The organism is Neptuniibacter sp. UBA6509 (assembly GCA_002435145.1).
Taxonomy (GTDB): domain Bacteria; phylum Pseudomonadota; class Gammaproteobacteria; order Pseudomonadales; family Balneatricaceae; genus Neptuniibacter.
Map to the genome: position 1 here is coordinate 198,980 of DJLT01000115.1, position 14,527 is coordinate 213,506.

The window sequence follows — 14,527 nt, forward strand, 5'->3', positions numbered from 1 at the left end:
GTCTCTATGAGTTGGTCTACACTTTCCCGACACTTTAGTACTGATTTTTATTGGCTAAATCAGACTGTTATGGTCGGGTAAATAGTATAAGAAAATGCTCTGAAGGTCATTGAAATCAATGTTTATTAGGCTTTAGTGTAGCAAAATGTGAATGAAGATTAAAAAACAGCCTCGATACTATAGGTTTTGGTACTTCAGCATATTATGAATATGCTTATTATTAAGGGATAGTATTAGATATGCGTACGGCTTTAGTTATTACAAAGTTGTTTGAATTTTAAAATATTTGTTTGAATTTCAAATGATAGTTGTATTTTTATAGCTCTGTAGGCGTTTTATAACGCACTGGGTTAGTAGATTAATATATAGAGGGAGTGTTTTAGTGGAAGATATGGAAAACCTTATTCTACAACTAAAACAGCAGCCAGATTTTCAGGAAAAACCTGTATTGGCTTTTGAGTGTACGTGGGACAAGTTGTTACATGAAATTAATGATCTTCTCAGTCAGTTGGGATTTTCTTCTTTTACCTATTCAGTACTGACCCGAGGGCGTATTAATTCTGGCGCTGAACTGTTAAAAAAACGTTGGGAGGAGGGGGCAGACCTAGTCGGCTCTTTACCTGACGGTGTTGTGAGAGAGTATTATCGAGATATTGCCAAGGATGATCCTCTTTGGGGGGCCTTGCCAGAAATAAAATCTCCCTTGTTAGTGAGTTCTTTACCTGAATCGCCAAGTGGAAATGTTGATGCTTTTTGGCATAAGAACGATGTTGCGTCGCGTGTATATATTCCGATGAAAAGTAAAAGTGATGGTTATTGGTTCCATTATTTCGGCTTGTTTCATCAATTACCGCCAGAGCAGTTCGAAGTATATTTCAATAAGATCAGTGAATGGTTTTTACCGATTCTTACGCGCTACCATGACCTGTTACAGGCAGTATGTGAAAAAGAGCAAAACCCTTATCTCAAAGATGAGCTGCTTTCATCTACATGCCGCCAAATATTAGAGATGACAGCTCAGGGTATGGCCGTTAAGCGTATTGCAGATAAATTAGCATTGACTGAAGAGGGTATTACTTACCATATTACTCGGGCAAAACGGGTGTTTAATGCCAAAAATAAGACACAGCTAGTAGCCATCATGCATGAAGTGGGATTTCTTTAGAGAAGGCCTATCGCTATCAGTTGTTTAGTGCTGATGGCTGATGGTGTTGGCTGAGCTTCGTTCCGTTGTATCCAGACTGTTATCAATGTTGATGGAATTGTTGTTTGGTGGCGTACCCGTAAAGCTCCCACCACTGATTATTTCCCATTCGTTGTTATGTTTATGTAGATAAGCATGACAAAAACAGCATTTATACAGTTCGCTTCCTTTTAGTTCACTTATTTTTCTTAGTTCAGAGTGGTGCTTGTGATGTAGCACTAGGTCGTAACAGTGTGTGCATGCATTTTCCATAAACAGGCCTCCAATGCCATCTTCTTCCCTCTTTACAGTAAAATTAGCATAGAAAGCCTAAATTGAGTGTAAGAAAAATTCCTATTTTTCGGTGCTTCGGTGCTTCTTTGATAGTTTCAGGCTGAATAGTGGTAGGAAGTTAGCTCAAACGGTATTATTCACACTTTATAAATTTGGGATCTACAGAACTGCTTAACCGTATTGTTAGTGATTTGGTTTGGTAGATACTCCCCTTAAATTGAGACATTGTTATGCAAATCGCTGAAAATTTAGTAGCTCTTATTCATTACACACTTAAAAATGAAGCTGGGGATGTTCTAGATTCGTCTGAAGGCCAAGAACCTTTACCTTTCGTTTGTGGCGCAAACAATATTGTTGCCGGCCTAGAAAGCGCATTGATCGGTAAAGTTGTAGGCGACAAATTGGATGTAGTTGTTAAACCCGAAGAGGGTTATGGCGAGATTCGTGAAGAGCTTGTGCAATCAGTTGATCGCGCAAACTTTCAGGGCATCGATAATATTGAAGTTGGTATGCAGTTTATGGCTGAGGCGCCTTGGGGCCAGCAGCCTGTAACGGTAATGGAAGTTGCTGAAGATACAGTAAAGCTTGATGGTAACCACCCATTAGCGGGTCAGACTCTTGAATTTAGTGTTGAAGTAACAGAAGTCCGCGCTGCCACTGAAGACGAGCTGGCTCATGGTCATGTGCATGGTGAAGGCTGTAATCACGATCACTAAGCTTTACTATAGATCTATAGACGCCCGGTTCAAACCGGGCTTTTTTTTGTCTAAATTGTTTATTTTGTTATGTATTTCTTTTCTCTGGCCTAACCTTGGCTATTCTTAAATCTAAAGCTTATCGCTATGTTATTGTGCTTAATACGTTTGCAAGCTTAATGCTATTTTTAACCTTTTCCTTGTTAAGTGGTTTTAAAAAGGGGGCATTTTATGAATCTAGAGGAAGTAAGAGAATTAAAACTTAGGAATCAACTGAAGGCTGTTAATTTCATTGAGTCTGGACATGCCCCAATGGTTATAGAGTTGGTGTATACCGATAATGATCAAACTTTTAAGGCCCTGCTGAAGAATGATCATGGTGATGTGATCACATGCCATAACTTGAAAGAGGGATACGATATTTGTTTAGGTATTGGGGTGAGGGCAGCCAACCTGGTTCAAATTGAAACCGACGATGAAGCGACAATGTCTGATTATGCAGATTATTGCACCAAGAGCATACCTTTGAGTTTTTAATGACATGGGACGTTCTGTAAAAAAAGATCAAGCCTAATAAGATCTTAAGTTTTTCTGTAGGGGTGATTTAACTTCATAGTTTCTTGATACTCGCGAGTTTTCATTGCAGTTAAAGCTCATTGTGGTTAAAGCTATAGTGGTTAAAGTCATAGTGGTGAAAGTCATCCACTCCTAAATCATAACCGCTCTGTAAGTTAGCATTTATGAGGAGCGATATCGTTGTTAGTGGTTTTCATTGTTTCCAAAGGCTTAAAAAGATTCCTTTAAAGTCATCTTTGAAGAACGTTAAAAGTAGAGGAAGGTCTTGAATGCAACATAAGTTACAGGAATTAATCGAAAGTGTAAGTCATGTTCTTTACGGTAAAGATCTTCAGATCCAGCAAGCTATCACTTGTCTAATTACAGGAGGGCATCTCTTAATTGAAGACTTGCCTGGAATGGGCAAGACGACACTTGCGCATGCGTTAGCAAAGGTTTTAGGTTTAGATTACCAAAGGGTGCAGTTTACCAGTGATATGTTGCCTGCTGATATTCTTGGAGTCTCTATTTTTAATGCTAACCAATCGGAATTTGTCTTTCATAAAGGCCCTATATTTACTCAATTATTACTCGCGGATGAAATTAACAGAACAACACCTAAAACACAGAGTGCTCTGCTTGAGGCGATGGAGGAACGTCAGGTCACTATTGAAAGTGTTACGTATGCGTTGCCTGATCCTTTTTTTGTTATCGCTACGCAAAACCCTATTTCACAATATGGAACTTTCCCTTTACCTGAATCACAGTTAGATCGTTTTTTAATGAGAATTCAGTTGGGTTACCCCAGTGAAGCGGCAGAGAGAGAGCTGCTTACGGGGGGGGACGTTAGACAGAAAATATCATCGCTTAAACCTTGTGTGTCGCTGGAGGATTTAAGTCAGATTCGTCTGCAGTGCTCTGAGGTTAAGGTGTCTTATAGTGTTTTAGACTATCTGCAACGTATTGTGCGTTATACCCGAGAGTCTGACGGTTTTGAATATGGTATATCCCCAAGAGGTAGCTTGGCGCTTTTGAATACAGCGAAAGCTTGGGCTTATCTACATAATCGCGAATTTGTTTTACCTGATGATATACAAATGCTTCTAGAACCTGTGATTGCCCATAGATTGAGAGCAGCCACCGTAAATGGTGGGGAGGGGGAAAACCCAAGCATTAGGAAGATTTTAACGGAAGTGGATGTCATTGGATAAGATACTGAGTTCAATTTTTACCCCTTTAGCTACTGTGTTTCAGCGTTGGGCTGCGAAACGTAGGCCAAAGGGGAAGAAAGTTGAATTGAATCAGAAACGTATATTTATTTTTCCTACCCTTGCGGGTTGGCTGTATTTTGTTGTTTGTATGGCCCTTTTTTTAATTGCTACAAATTATCAAAACAATCTCATTCACGCCATATCGTTTCTTTTGATCTCTCTGGGTGTGCTGACCATTCATTATACATTCCTTAATCTCTCAGGCCTGGTCGTTATAGCTGGTGAAGGCCGTAACTGCCATATGGGCGAGTTAGCAGAATTCACCTTGATACTTAAGGCAAATAATTTAAGGCGTTATGAAAGTATAAATGTTTCTTTTAAAGGTGAGCGTGATTCTTCTAAAGTGTATTTAGTGAAGAAGAGAGAAAAGAAACTAAGGATAGCCACCCTTGCTCGAACACGGGGTGATTTTTCACCGCCAGCTATAAAGATAGAGACTGTTTACCCTTTCGGGCTTTTAAGGGCCTGGAGTTGGATTGAGTTAGAGCTTGGTTCGATTATCTATCCCAAAATAGAGCAAGGGCGGTTACCTCATTCTATAGAGAGTGATTTGGATGAGGGGATAGGTCAGAATAACAGGGGGGATGATTTTTCCGGTCTAAGTGAATACATCCCAGGGGCTTCTTTACGGCATATCGCGTGGAAACATTATGCTCAGGGGCGCGGATTACTGACAAAAGATTACGTCGGACAAGAGAATCGGAAATTGTGGTTATCTTGGGATGATTGGGCTGAATTGCCATCAGAAAAACGTTTGTCGGTGATGACATATTGGGCGCTTGAATTTGAATTTCAGGGTGTTGAGTATGGCTTGGCTCTTCCAGAAGTTGTGTTTTCCCCAAGTAATGGCCCACAACATTTAAAAGCGGTACTCACTGCGTTGGCTCGTTTTGAATTACGTGGACGGCTGTAATGAATGATAAGCCGCTAAGTCGTACAGCGTTACTTTGGCAATTATTAACTGTTATAGCGGTTACTCTTCCTCACTTATCGCATCTGCCTGTATGGGTACCATTTCTAGTACTGTTTACTCTCTCTTTTCGTTTTATGGTTTATTCAGGGCGTTGGTCTTTCCCTAAATGGTGGATAAAAGGGCTGCTTGTTCTTATGGCGGGAGGAAGCGTTCTCGCAAGTTATAAAGCAGGCGGAGGTATCAGTGTTACAGTTGCTTTGTTAATTGCCGGCTTTGGCTTGAAAATGGTTGAAATAAACAGTCGAAGGGATTCTACGGTTGTGCTTTATGTCGCGTATATCGTTTTATCTACTGCCTTTTTATTTGATCAAAGCGTTGCCATGGCGCTTTATGTCATAGTTGTTATTAGCATAGTTACATCAGCTCTGTTAAGCAGTCATATTGATAGGGATACATCGTTTTTAGAGCCTTTTAAAAGGTGTGTGATTATGCTGATTCCTGCGCTACCGCTGATGATAGTAATGTTTATCGGAATGCCTCGTTTGGGGCCGATGTGGGAAGTTGGCTTGGATAAAGCAGCCAAAACCGGCTTATCTGATTCTATGTCCCCTGGTGATATTACACAGCTGACACGATCTGCAGAGGCTGCCTTTAGTGTACGTTTTATATCAGCGCCACCGGCTCAGTCACAACTCTATTGGCGCTCTATTGTATTAAATGATTTTGATGGCCGGCGTTGGTTTAATCAGGATGGGTTAGTTGCTTCAAAGAGAAGAAACGATCCAGCACCTCAAGCAACAGGGCAATTGAAGTATGAGATGATTTTAGAGGCAAGCCAGAGGAATTATGTGCCTGTTTTAGATTATGTTTCTAAATGGCCTAGCGACTTAATGGCGTCTAAAGATGGTACGTTATCATCGGCTAATCCCCAAACCGCACGCAATCAATATCAACTGACTTCCCGGTTAGAGCTTCCTGTTTCGTTACGTTCAGTTGACGATAACTTCTCTCGTGAACTTTATTTACCCGAAGGTAACCGTAAAGCGCGCGATCTTGCTAAGCTTTGGTGGGATGAAACAGGCAGCTATGAGGGCTTTATTCAGAAGGTGGAACGCTACTTTCATGACCGTTTTAGGTATTCTTTGTCACCCCCACCTTTAGGTAAAAACTCAGTTTCGGAATTTTTACTAGACACACAAGAGGGCTTTTGTGGCCACTTTGCCAGTGCAACAGCGTTCATGCTTCGAGCCGTAGGTGTACCTGCACGTATCGTGACAGGCTATCAAGGGGGAGAGCTAAACCCTTATGAAGAATACTTTCTCATAAGACAATATGATGCCCATGCTTGGGTTGAAGCTTGGCTGCCTAGTCAGGGGTGGACACGTCTTGATCCAACAGCATGGGTCGCTCCAGAAAGAGTTGAAGCACCGGCTGATGAGATTCTTTCAAATGATACTTCTTTTCTAAAGGACAGCCCGTTTGCTGCCTGGGGGATTGCTAATAACAGTGTTTTTGCACAACTCAGGCTGCGAATTGAAGCATTTAACTATGGCTGGCATCGTTGGGTACTGAACTATCATCATCAGCAAAAGGGAATTCTAGAACTGCTCCTAGGGTCATATTCGATCTTAAGTATCGCAATGTTCTTCTTAATCCCATTTATAGTGGTTATTACGCTCACCGTATTTTTAATCTACTGGCCTAAACGTACGGTCCATAATAATCCTGCGAATAAATTGATAATTCGACTTTCTGAAGGCCTCTCTCGCGATGGGGGCTTAATAGGTGCTTTTGAACCGAGTTTAGAAAGGATGCAGGGTGAAACTGTGTCGCGTTATTGTCTAAGAGTATCCACTATGAGGCCTGAGCTTAAGGTCTATCTAGATCAAATATCTGCGTTATATGTAAACCATCAGTATGCGACAGTGGTTGGTGGTGATGAAATCAATCAGCTTTCCAAGGTGGTTACCGAATGTATATCAGCTCATCGAAAGGGGTTTAAAAAGAGAGCGTAGCGATGATCTGCTGAAGCATAGGCAAGGTTTTAGTTTCAAACCAAGGATTTCTTTTTATCCAAATTTGGTTTCTAGGTGAGGGGTGAGGAAGAAGAAAAAATGATGCTGGACATTCTTCTTGATTCCTTACTCTCTCTGTTAATGTCCGGTGATCTTCGAGGAATTTTGTGCCTGACAAATAGTACTTTTGTGAGTATTGGCCGATTAATAACGTCAGTTTAATGTTGGGCAGTGCTGAAATTAACTGATTATGCCAAGTCATCGCGCATTCAGGTCTTGGAGGAAGGTCGCCAGATTTGCCTTTTCCCGGATAACAAAACCCCATAGGCAAAATGGCAACATTTTTAGGGTTGTAGAAGGAAGCGTCATCAATATTTAACCAGCTTCTTAATCTTTTACCGCTGGCATCATTCCAAGGGATACCGGATGTGTGAACTTTAATACCAGGAGCCTGGCCAATTATTAGCAATTCGGCACTGCTATTTGCCTGTATTACAGGGTTTGGGCCAAGAGGCAGTTCTCGAGAGCATAGTGTGCAGTTATGGATTTCATCGAGTAATTCTTTCAAAGGGCCTATCTCTATGTTTGTCGTTCGGTTTAATGGGCTTCTTTGGTTTGGTTTGGTTTCGTAATTAAGCATAAAGAACGCTTTTTACCGAAATACGATAGTGTTTCATTAAAGAATAATACAAAGAGTGTTGGGTTACTCTGCTTAATATTGCCCGGTACAATGTTCATCTTGAAGCAACTTGTAAGTAGGCGCTCAATACAAACAATGAATGATATATCCATGAATTATAACGTTATACGGAGCCGTAAACGAAAAACAGCGGCTATCCGTATTAGCGAAAAAGGCGTAGAGATAAGAGTGCCACATTGGGTCAGTGATCAATGGATCACCGAATGGGTTGAAAATAAGCGAACTTGGATTGAACGTAAAAACTTAGTTTTGTCTCAACAGTTGGAAGCAACTTGTTTGAAAGTAGAGCAAGGAGCAGCCTTCCCATATCGTGGGAAATCATTTCAATTACACTGGGACGTGGGTAAGCGCCGATCTGTTTCCATAGAGGGTAATAGACTACTTGTTACTATTAGTAATCGATCTAAGCGGCCTCAAGCAGATAGAGCGTCAGAAGGCTTAAAGGAGTGGTACAAAACTGAGGCGAAAGCCTATCTGGAAAAGCGTTTAATATATTGGGCTAATTGTATGGGGTGTTCGCCTAAATTATTAATAGTAAAGGATTATAAGCGCCGGTGGGGGAGTTGTAATCAGCGCGGTGAAGTATCGCTGAATTGGCGTTTAATTTTTGCAGAAGAAAAATTAATAGATTATGTCGTTATTCATGAACTAGCACATTTGACCCATTTAAATCATAGCTTGGAGTTTTGGAATCTAGTTGGTGAGTATTGTCCTGAGTGGCGAAGTTGTCGGGAAGCATTACAGAAATGTAATGGTTGGGTGTTTTGGTAGTCTATTGTTTGAAAGTTATGAGGTTTATGGTAAAACAGTAATTAAATCTGAGTGTTAAAAAATTATAGTGCGCATTATTGAGCTATTCTGATTAATGCAGCATTACCGAGATGCACTTGAGATTTATCTAATAACAATAAAGAGTGATCAAATGAGCCTTTATAGTAGTGTAGAGAAAACCTTCTTTAATACATTAACCAAAAAAATCTTGGGTAATGTTCTTTTTTTGTTATTGCCGCACGTCGTTCTTCTTTTTATAGGTTACAGTCACTTTGGAAAACTTGAGACGAGTCTGAAAGAGACGGTTACTGATGCTTCGACGGTTCAGGTGATACAAGCGCATCTAGATTCGTTTTGGATTTATGGTTTTGCTACTGTCAGTTTTGCTTTAATTGCAGGTGTGTTCACAATCTTCTTTATGCGGCATCTGTTTTTGCGACCGATAAAAGGCATGACAGATGTATTACAGGCGATTAAGGACAAAGATGGCGATATATCCGCTACATTACCTGAATATACCCACGATGAAATTTCAGACATGGCTGAGAGCTATAATACATTCTCAACCAGTTTAAAATCGATGATCGCAGAAAGTCGCCGTCGTAGCGTGAGCGTTGCTTTAAGCTCGACAAGATTGCAAAAAGTATTAATTGAAGCTCAGGGTTCTGCTAATAAACAAGAAGAGCAGGCTCAGAAAGTTTTTCAGTCTAGTCAGGAAGCGACCCAGGCTATTGATAACATAGCAGGCAGTACCCTGCAGATCTCTGAACGAAATGGACATAATTTAGAAGAGATCAAATCATCAAGTGCAGAGTTAGGCCGAGTTCAACAGCAGGTTGAAGCGATTAGGCATCAAGTAACGGACTTCCAAGAAACCGTTCATCAGCTAGAGGTGAATTCACGTAATATCACAGAAATTTTAGGCATGGTTAAAGATTTCTCTGATCAAACAAATCTACTAGCACTGAATGCCTCAATTGAAGCGGCTCGTGCAGGTGATGCAGGCCGTGGATTCTCCGTTGTTGCTGACGAAGTTCGAAACCTTTCACAGAAAGTAAGTGTTGCTACGAGTGAAATTGACCAAAATATTAGTCAGATGTCTTCTCTGGTTGATAAAACAGGGACTAGTGCCGTCACCATTCTTGAATATGTTGGTTCTACTGAGGAGTTTATTGGTAGTACAAACAATCAATTCCATGGTTTGGTGAATGACTTCGAAGATCTAAATGGTCAACTAAGTAGTATCAGTGCTGCGATTGATGAGCTTGCATACACGAACAAAGAATCTCATAACCACGTATCAGAGATTACTGATATCTCTACTGCCATGCATGGTGAGATTGAAGAGTCGCGTCGTTACTCTGAAGAATTGGAGCACTCCACAGAGGAAACTCAAGAGCTGCTCTCTCGGTTTATCATTGGTTATGGTGGGTTTGAAGGTATGATTCAAACGGGCCGTCAATGGAGCCAAGAAGTTCAATCAGCGCTTGAGGAGCTATCATCGCGTGGCTGTAACTTGTTTGATACTAACTATAAGCGCCTTAATGATGGTCAAGTGCCAGAGAAGTATGACACGAGTTATGCTGATCAGTATGAAACTATGATGCGACCAATTTTTGATGGCTTTATCGCACAAAGGCCTGAGTTTATATACGCGATTGCGGTAGACCGTAATGGTTATGCTGCAGCGCATCACACAAAAGTATCCGAGCGTATGACGGGTAATTTTGAAGTAGATAATTTAAAGAGCCGTAATAGACGAATCTTTGCAGGTAATCGAGCAGAGATCAGACGTGCATCATCCACCGCACCGTTCTTACTGCAGACCTATATTCGAGATACAGGGGAAATTTTGAATGATCTGTCTATCCCGTTATACGTGAATGGTCAGCATTGGGGCGGTTTGATTATGGGCTTTGTGCCTGAACGTCTTTTAGATGATCCTAGTTAAAGAGTAGATAACAAAAAACGCGGTATTATGAAGTGACCCCCAATAGTTGAACAACCAACATTGGGGGGGTTTATGGCAAAGTACAGCAGAGCATTTAAAAATTGCTGCAGCTAAACAATATCTTAACGGTATATCTTCTCTAGCATTGGGGGCTGAACTAAACGTTCCCGCTTCACTGATTCGCTAATGGACACAGGTTTACCGGTTTCATGGTGAATCAGCTTTTCTCTCTCCACCTTCCCCTTATTGCGCACAGGATAAGCTTCGCATGCTTAATAAAATGTGGGCAGAGCGATGGTCTTTAGGCTATACAAGTGCATACTATAATCTTATATCCCCTGGCATTCTCCATGTTTGGCAGCGCCGCTATAGGTCTTCAGACATTAAGGGGTTAGAACCCTACATACGCGGAAAAGCTTTTATGAAACAAAAGTCATCGCCCTCTCAGCCTTCCAAATCAGTGAGATGACAGCTGAAGAATTCGAAAAGAACTTGAATACCTTAGAGCGGAGAACGCTGTTCTAAAAAAGTTAGATACCTTGTACCTGAAAAAACAATCTCAAACCAAGAGAAAGCGTTAATTATTCAGGAACTCCAAACGACATTTAAACTCGCACCTCTTTTGAAAGCATGTGAGCTATCACGCAGTGTCTTTTACTATCAGTGTCAAGCACTGCAAAAACCTGATAGTTATGTCCATGAGGAGGCGTTGATTAGCCAGATCTTTCATGAGCACAAAGGGCGTTATGGTTACCGGCGCATACTTCTGGCCTTAAGGGCTTTCGATATATGGATAAACCATAAGACGGTGCTACGCCTGATGACAGAGCTAAAATTAAAATCGATGGTTCGCCCTAAGCGCTATGAATCCTATAAAGGAGATGTAGGTAAAAGTGTCTCGCATGTATTGCAGCGCAATTTTGAAGCTCAGCGCCCTAATGAAAAATGGGTAACGGATGTCACAGAGTTTAATATCAAAGGCGAAAAAGTATATCTATCGCCGATCATCGACCTGTTTAGTCGGGAAGTGGTGACGTATAAAACAGCAAGGTCTGCACGCTTGCCACTCGTTACAGATATGCTTGAAGAGGCCATTGATGGCTTGAGAGAGTGTGAATATCCGATATTACACAGTGATCAGGGGTGGCAATATCGAAACCCTCTTACACAGAAGATTCTATCTGAGAAAGGGCTTACACAAAGCATGTCCAGAAAAGGGAATTGCCTGGATAATGCGGTAGCAGAAAGCTTTTTCGCCTTACTCAAAACGGAGATGTATCATCAACAAGAATTCACGGATGCTGACGATCTGATAAATCAGATCGGTGAATACATTGACTATTACAATACGAAACGCATTAAGGTAAAACTAAAAGGCCTGACTCCGGTCGAGTACCGTAATCAGGCCTTATCAGCAGCTTAACAAAAAGTGTCTAACTTTATGGGGTCACTTCAATTAACCGCGTTTTTTTATGCCTAGAGGGAAGACACTCAGAGCTTATGATTCTCTATAGATCACAGTCGGTAACTAGCTGCTCTATAAGCTGTTTAACTGTATCGTAAGACAGTGGTTTACTGCACAAGGCGGAAACGCCAGCACTTTGGACTGCGGCAAGACGGCTTTCATTTTGCTCACTAGTAATCATTAAAATAGGGACTGTAGGCTGCTCACTGTGGTTTCGGATATGCTCTGTGAGCTCTTTTCCGTCTACATTAGGCATATTGTAGTCAGTAATGATTAGATCAAAACGGTAGCCTTGATCAATGAGTTGCAACGCTTCGGCTCCATCCTTCGCTGTTTCAATGGATTGAATTGAAAGGGATTCAAGCATCTGTTTTATATATTTACGTGACAGAGAGCTGTCATCTACAACGAGGACCCTGAGTGCATCATAAGCATCACTGTCATTGTCGGATTCGAAATCAGTGATGTAATCCAGTGTGCTTCTAAGGGCCATTCCCATTTCAGCACGGCTAAAGGGTTTGGGTAAAATAGCGATAGCACCCGCTTGTCGGATAGGTTCTAAGTAGCGGTAGTGTGTTTCAGATGAGATGAGGAGAAATGTGACATTTTCTAGCCGCTCTAATCCTCGCATTTGAGTCACTAGATCTGTTCCCGTCATATCTGGTAGATGCATTGAAGAGAGTACGATATCTGGCGGAGAGGTCAACATGTGAGTAAGCGCAGGTTTAGCTTCTGTAAACTCATCAATATTGGTAATACCATAACTATTTAGATGACCTGTAATAATATGGCGTTGAACCTTTGACGGTTCAATTACAGTGACATAAAGACTACTTAATTCCATATCCTAAGATCCATAATAGTGAAAAAAATATGAATTGCTTATCCGCCGCTGCAGATATATACAGCTTAGATCATGAGTATGAAAAGTTTACTAGAAAATGTTAAAACAGTTAAGGAATTGACCTAACTTGCTTGATTTATAGTGTTTTTTTAAAACTTTGTTTATTAAATGTACAATTTGGTAGCGTTTGCTCAATAAGCACCCTGTTGTATTAAGTTTTAATTCAGAGAGGGGGTGGCTTAATAGGTTTTTCATTGCTCTTTTTGTTGTAATCAACAACCTCCCTTTGGCCTGTTCGCTTTTAGCGTACAGGTCTTTTTAATACATTTTTGTTAGCCGTTTAAATGCCGCAGAGCGAGTTTACATAATCATTTGAGTGTAAATTGACTTATATCAGTCTTTTGCTATATACCGATGGAAACCTGTTTCGACAGGCGTAGCATGATAAAAGAGGGCTTAAGATAAGTGAAGGGCTGCTTATCTATCCTGTGTAGTTCACTGATACAAAGGGTTATAGACAATGCCTCCAAATGGAAATGCAGGTCTCACACGTAGTTTAATTCTGAAATCGGCTACTTCTATTATCAGCCAAGATGGGTTGGAAGCGCTCACCGCTGGTCGCTTAATAGAATTGGCAGGAATTAGTAAGGGAGGTTTGTACCACCATTTTAGAACCATGGCTGAGGTTGAATCTGAAGTGCTGGAACGGTTACTTCAAAATTTTATTATTAAACTTTCAGCGTGCGATGAGCCTGATTCGGTCGATAATTTTTTTGAGTACGTAGAGCAGGAGATATTTGAAAACTTTCTTGTTAAAGATGAATCAAATTGTGCACTGTTTGCTTTTACTTCAGCAGCGGCAACGAACCTTCAAATAGGTACGATGCTGAATAAATTTATGGAAGAGTTAACCCTGCTTCGATTGAAAAGGTTAAAAACTGTGTCGCCTAACGTACCGCCGGTGATATTACACAGTGCTGTACAGCTGATTTCTACACTACAGCTGGGTTTGACGGCAAGGCTTTTCTCAGGGGTTGATTCTGTTAGTTTAAAGAATTACTGGCAAGGGCTTCGTGTTCTGTTGGTTTCTGCAATACAGCAAGATAGTTCGCAAGGTTTATATCTATCAGAAGGATTGGATACAGTTATCCCGATAAATTTCTAGTTGTTTTGTAGCTGTTTTTAACTAAAGAGCTTCTATACCGATATAGAGCTCTTTAGTCTCTGAGTTCTTGCAGATGGTAGATCAACTTTGCTCAGTTGTGTTACCGGTCGTATTACCCGTTGTATTAAAAGCCGCTTGGTTAAGCTCTGAGACGAATTGTTTTGCGTTCTTTATCGCTTTTAGTTCGATTTTATCTTCATCTTCTTTCAAATAAAGAGTGACTGTCTCTATGAAGTTCTCTTTGTGTATCCCGATTTCATCGATCTGACGGAAAGTTACACGTGATTCAATTTCTTGATTAGGGATCGTCACAAGAACAGACTTAGGCGAAAATGTAACGCTACTGTTTTTTACTTCATCGCTTACTTTGGTTATATGATGCTTGTACCAGCTTGCTAAGATAAGCACGATAACTAAAGGTGCTAGTAAATACAGCTTTGAAAGGTTCATCATCATTAACATAAGTGCTGCACCAACAGAACCTAGTTGTAGATTTGTAAAAAAAGTTATCTTTTTCTCAAAAAACTCTTTATCCCACGAGTAGCTTTGTTTTTCCGGCTCTGTCTTATCCACTTATCTATACCTAGTTAGATCGATAGCTGAGAGTCTCCCTTGAAGTGAAGGTTAATGCAATAGTATGCGCTCTAAGAAAAAGAGCCTGTGTGACTATCTAAGGCGCCCCGTCTTAGATTAAGCTGTCCTCAT

At 40.8% G+C, this 14,527-nt stretch carries 14 protein-coding genes; 10 read left to right on the plus strand and 4 right to left on the minus strand.

Features of this window, described 5'->3' with window-relative positions:
* Nucleotides 1-391: 391 nt before the first annotated feature.
* Nucleotides 392-1,165: a LuxR C-terminal-related transcriptional regulator gene (locus B4K11_RS15165; RefSeq protein WP_292951323.1), complete on the plus strand. Its 774-nt coding sequence runs from the start codon at nt 392-394 to the stop codon at nt 1,163-1,165.
* 24 nt (nt 1,166-1,189) lie between these two features.
* Here B4K11_RS15165 and B4K11_RS15170 read toward each other — a convergent pair whose 3' ends face one another.
* Nucleotides 1,190-1,456, minus strand: coding sequence for a hypothetical protein (locus B4K11_RS15170; protein ID WP_292951241.1), 267 nt, complete (start codon nt 1,454-1,456; stop codon nt 1,190-1,192).
* Nucleotides 1,457-1,707: 251 nt separating this feature from the next.
* Between B4K11_RS15170 and B4K11_RS15175 the strand changes: the two genes are divergently transcribed.
* The 5 genes from B4K11_RS15175 (at nt 1,708) to B4K11_RS15195 (ending at nt 6,926) form a co-directional block, all read left to right on the plus strand.
* Nucleotides 1,708-2,193, plus strand: a complete 486-nt coding sequence (locus B4K11_RS15175) for an FKBP-type peptidyl-prolyl cis-trans isomerase (protein ID WP_292951238.1) — start codon at nt 1,708-1,710, stop codon at nt 2,191-2,193.
* A 210-nt stretch (nt 2,194-2,403) separates the two neighbouring features.
* Nucleotides 2,404-2,709 carry a hypothetical protein gene (locus tag B4K11_RS15180; protein WP_292951235.1) on the plus strand — a complete coding sequence of 102 codons (306 nt, stop codon included), beginning with the start codon at nt 2,404-2,406 and terminating at the stop codon, nt 2,707-2,709.
* A gap of 308 nt (nt 2,710-3,017) precedes the next feature.
* The gene (locus B4K11_RS15185; RefSeq protein WP_292951232.1) at nt 3,018-3,938 is read left to right on the plus strand and encodes an AAA family ATPase; all 921 of its coding nucleotides are present in this window, start codon (nt 3,018-3,020) and stop codon (nt 3,936-3,938) included.
* Nucleotides 3,925-4,911 carry a DUF58 domain-containing protein gene (locus B4K11_RS15190; protein WP_292959450.1) on the plus strand — a complete coding sequence of 329 codons (987 nt, stop codon included), beginning with the start codon at nt 3,925-3,927 and terminating at the stop codon, nt 4,909-4,911. The genes B4K11_RS15185 and B4K11_RS15190 overlap by 14 nt, the downstream gene beginning before the upstream one ends.
* Entirely contained in the window at nt 4,911-6,926 is a 2,016-nt protein-coding gene (locus B4K11_RS15195; RefSeq protein ID WP_292951226.1) for a DUF3488 and transglutaminase-like domain-containing protein, read from the plus strand. Before B4K11_RS15190 ends, B4K11_RS15195 begins: the two co-directional genes overlap by 1 nt.
* Here B4K11_RS15195 and B4K11_RS15200 read toward each other — a convergent pair.
* Complete coding sequence (locus B4K11_RS15200; RefSeq protein WP_292951223.1) at nt 6,910-7,566, minus strand: uracil-DNA glycosylase family protein; 657 nt, start codon at nt 7,564-7,566, stop codon at nt 6,910-6,912. The genes B4K11_RS15195 and B4K11_RS15200 overlap by 17 nt on opposite strands.
* A 150-nt stretch (nt 7,567-7,716) precedes the next feature.
* Here B4K11_RS15200 and B4K11_RS15205 point away from each other — a divergent pair, with 150 nt between their 5' ends.
* The 3 genes from B4K11_RS15205 (at nt 7,717) to B4K11_RS15215 (ending at nt 11,771) form a co-directional block, all read left to right on the plus strand.
* Nucleotides 7,717-8,397, plus strand: a complete 681-nt coding sequence (locus tag B4K11_RS15205) for a M48 family metallopeptidase (RefSeq protein WP_292951220.1) — start codon at nt 7,717-7,719, stop codon at nt 8,395-8,397.
* A 151-nt stretch (nt 8,398-8,548) separates the two neighbouring features.
* Nucleotides 8,549-10,348 (plus strand): methyl-accepting chemotaxis protein, encoded by a 1,800-nt coding sequence (locus B4K11_RS15210; RefSeq protein ID WP_292951217.1) that lies wholly within the window; start codon nt 8,549-8,551, stop codon nt 10,346-10,348.
* A 556-nt stretch (nt 10,349-10,904) separates the two neighbouring features.
* Nucleotides 10,905-11,771 carry an IS3 family transposase gene (locus B4K11_RS15215; RefSeq protein WP_292951320.1) on the plus strand — a complete coding sequence of 289 codons (867 nt, stop codon included), beginning with the start codon at nt 10,905-10,907 and terminating at the stop codon, nt 11,769-11,771.
* An 85-nt stretch (nt 11,772-11,856) separates the two neighbouring features.
* Here B4K11_RS15215 and B4K11_RS15220 read toward each other — a convergent pair whose 3' ends face one another.
* A complete protein-coding gene (locus tag B4K11_RS15220; RefSeq protein WP_292951214.1) occupies nt 11,857-12,657 on the minus strand; it encodes a response regulator in 801 nt (266 codons plus the stop codon).
* 520 nt (nt 12,658-13,177) lie between these two features.
* Here B4K11_RS15220 and B4K11_RS15225 point away from each other — a divergent pair.
* Nucleotides 13,178-13,822: a TetR/AcrR family transcriptional regulator gene (locus B4K11_RS15225; RefSeq protein WP_292951212.1), complete on the plus strand. Its 645-nt coding sequence runs from the start codon at nt 13,178-13,180 to the stop codon at nt 13,820-13,822.
* Between the two features lie 81 nt (nt 13,823-13,903).
* Here B4K11_RS15225 and B4K11_RS15230 read toward each other — a convergent pair whose 3' ends face one another.
* Nucleotides 13,904-14,395, minus strand: a complete 492-nt coding sequence (locus B4K11_RS15230; RefSeq protein WP_292951210.1) for a hypothetical protein — start codon at nt 14,393-14,395, stop codon at nt 13,904-13,906.
* Nucleotides 14,396-14,527: the final 132 nt, after the last annotated feature.

What these genes read in the sequence shown, in the direction of transcription:
- B4K11_RS15225 (WP_292951212.1), top strand. Translation starts at nt 13,178, where the DNA reads ATGCCTCCAAATGGAAATGCAGGTCTCACACGTAGTTTAATTCTGAAA.
- B4K11_RS15175 (WP_292951238.1), top strand. Translation starts at nt 1,708, where the DNA reads ATGCAAATCGCTGAAAATTTAGTAGCTCTTATTCATTACACACTTAAA.
- B4K11_RS15185 (WP_292951232.1), top strand. Translation starts at nt 3,018, where the DNA reads ATGCAACATAAGTTACAGGAATTAATCGAAAGTGTAAGTCATGTTCTT.
- B4K11_RS15195 (WP_292951226.1), top strand. Translation starts at nt 4,911, where the DNA reads ATGAATGATAAGCCGCTAAGTCGTACAGCGTTACTTTGGCAATTATTA.
- B4K11_RS15220 (WP_292951214.1), bottom strand. Translation starts at nt 12,657, where the DNA reads ATGGAATTAAGTAGTCTTTATGTCACTGTAATTGAACCGTCAAAGGTT.
- B4K11_RS15165 (WP_292951323.1), top strand. Translation starts at nt 392, where the DNA reads ATGGAAAACCTTATTCTACAACTAAAACAGCAGCCAGATTTTCAGGAA.
- B4K11_RS15205 (WP_292951220.1), top strand. Translation starts at nt 7,717, where the DNA reads ATGAATTATAACGTTATACGGAGCCGTAAACGAAAAACAGCGGCTATC.
- B4K11_RS15180 (WP_292951235.1), top strand. Translation starts at nt 2,404, where the DNA reads ATGAATCTAGAGGAAGTAAGAGAATTAAAACTTAGGAATCAACTGAAG.
- B4K11_RS15200 (WP_292951223.1), bottom strand. Translation starts at nt 7,566, where the DNA reads ATGCTTAATTACGAAACCAAACCAAACCAAAGAAGCCCATTAAACCGA.
- B4K11_RS15190 (WP_292959450.1), top strand. Translation starts at nt 3,925, where the DNA reads ATGTCATTGGATAAGATACTGAGTTCAATTTTTACCCCTTTAGCTACT.
- B4K11_RS15170 (WP_292951241.1), bottom strand. Translation starts at nt 1,456, where the DNA reads ATGGAAAATGCATGCACACACTGTTACGACCTAGTGCTACATCACAAG.
- B4K11_RS15210 (WP_292951217.1), top strand. Translation starts at nt 8,549, where the DNA reads ATGAGCCTTTATAGTAGTGTAGAGAAAACCTTCTTTAATACATTAACC.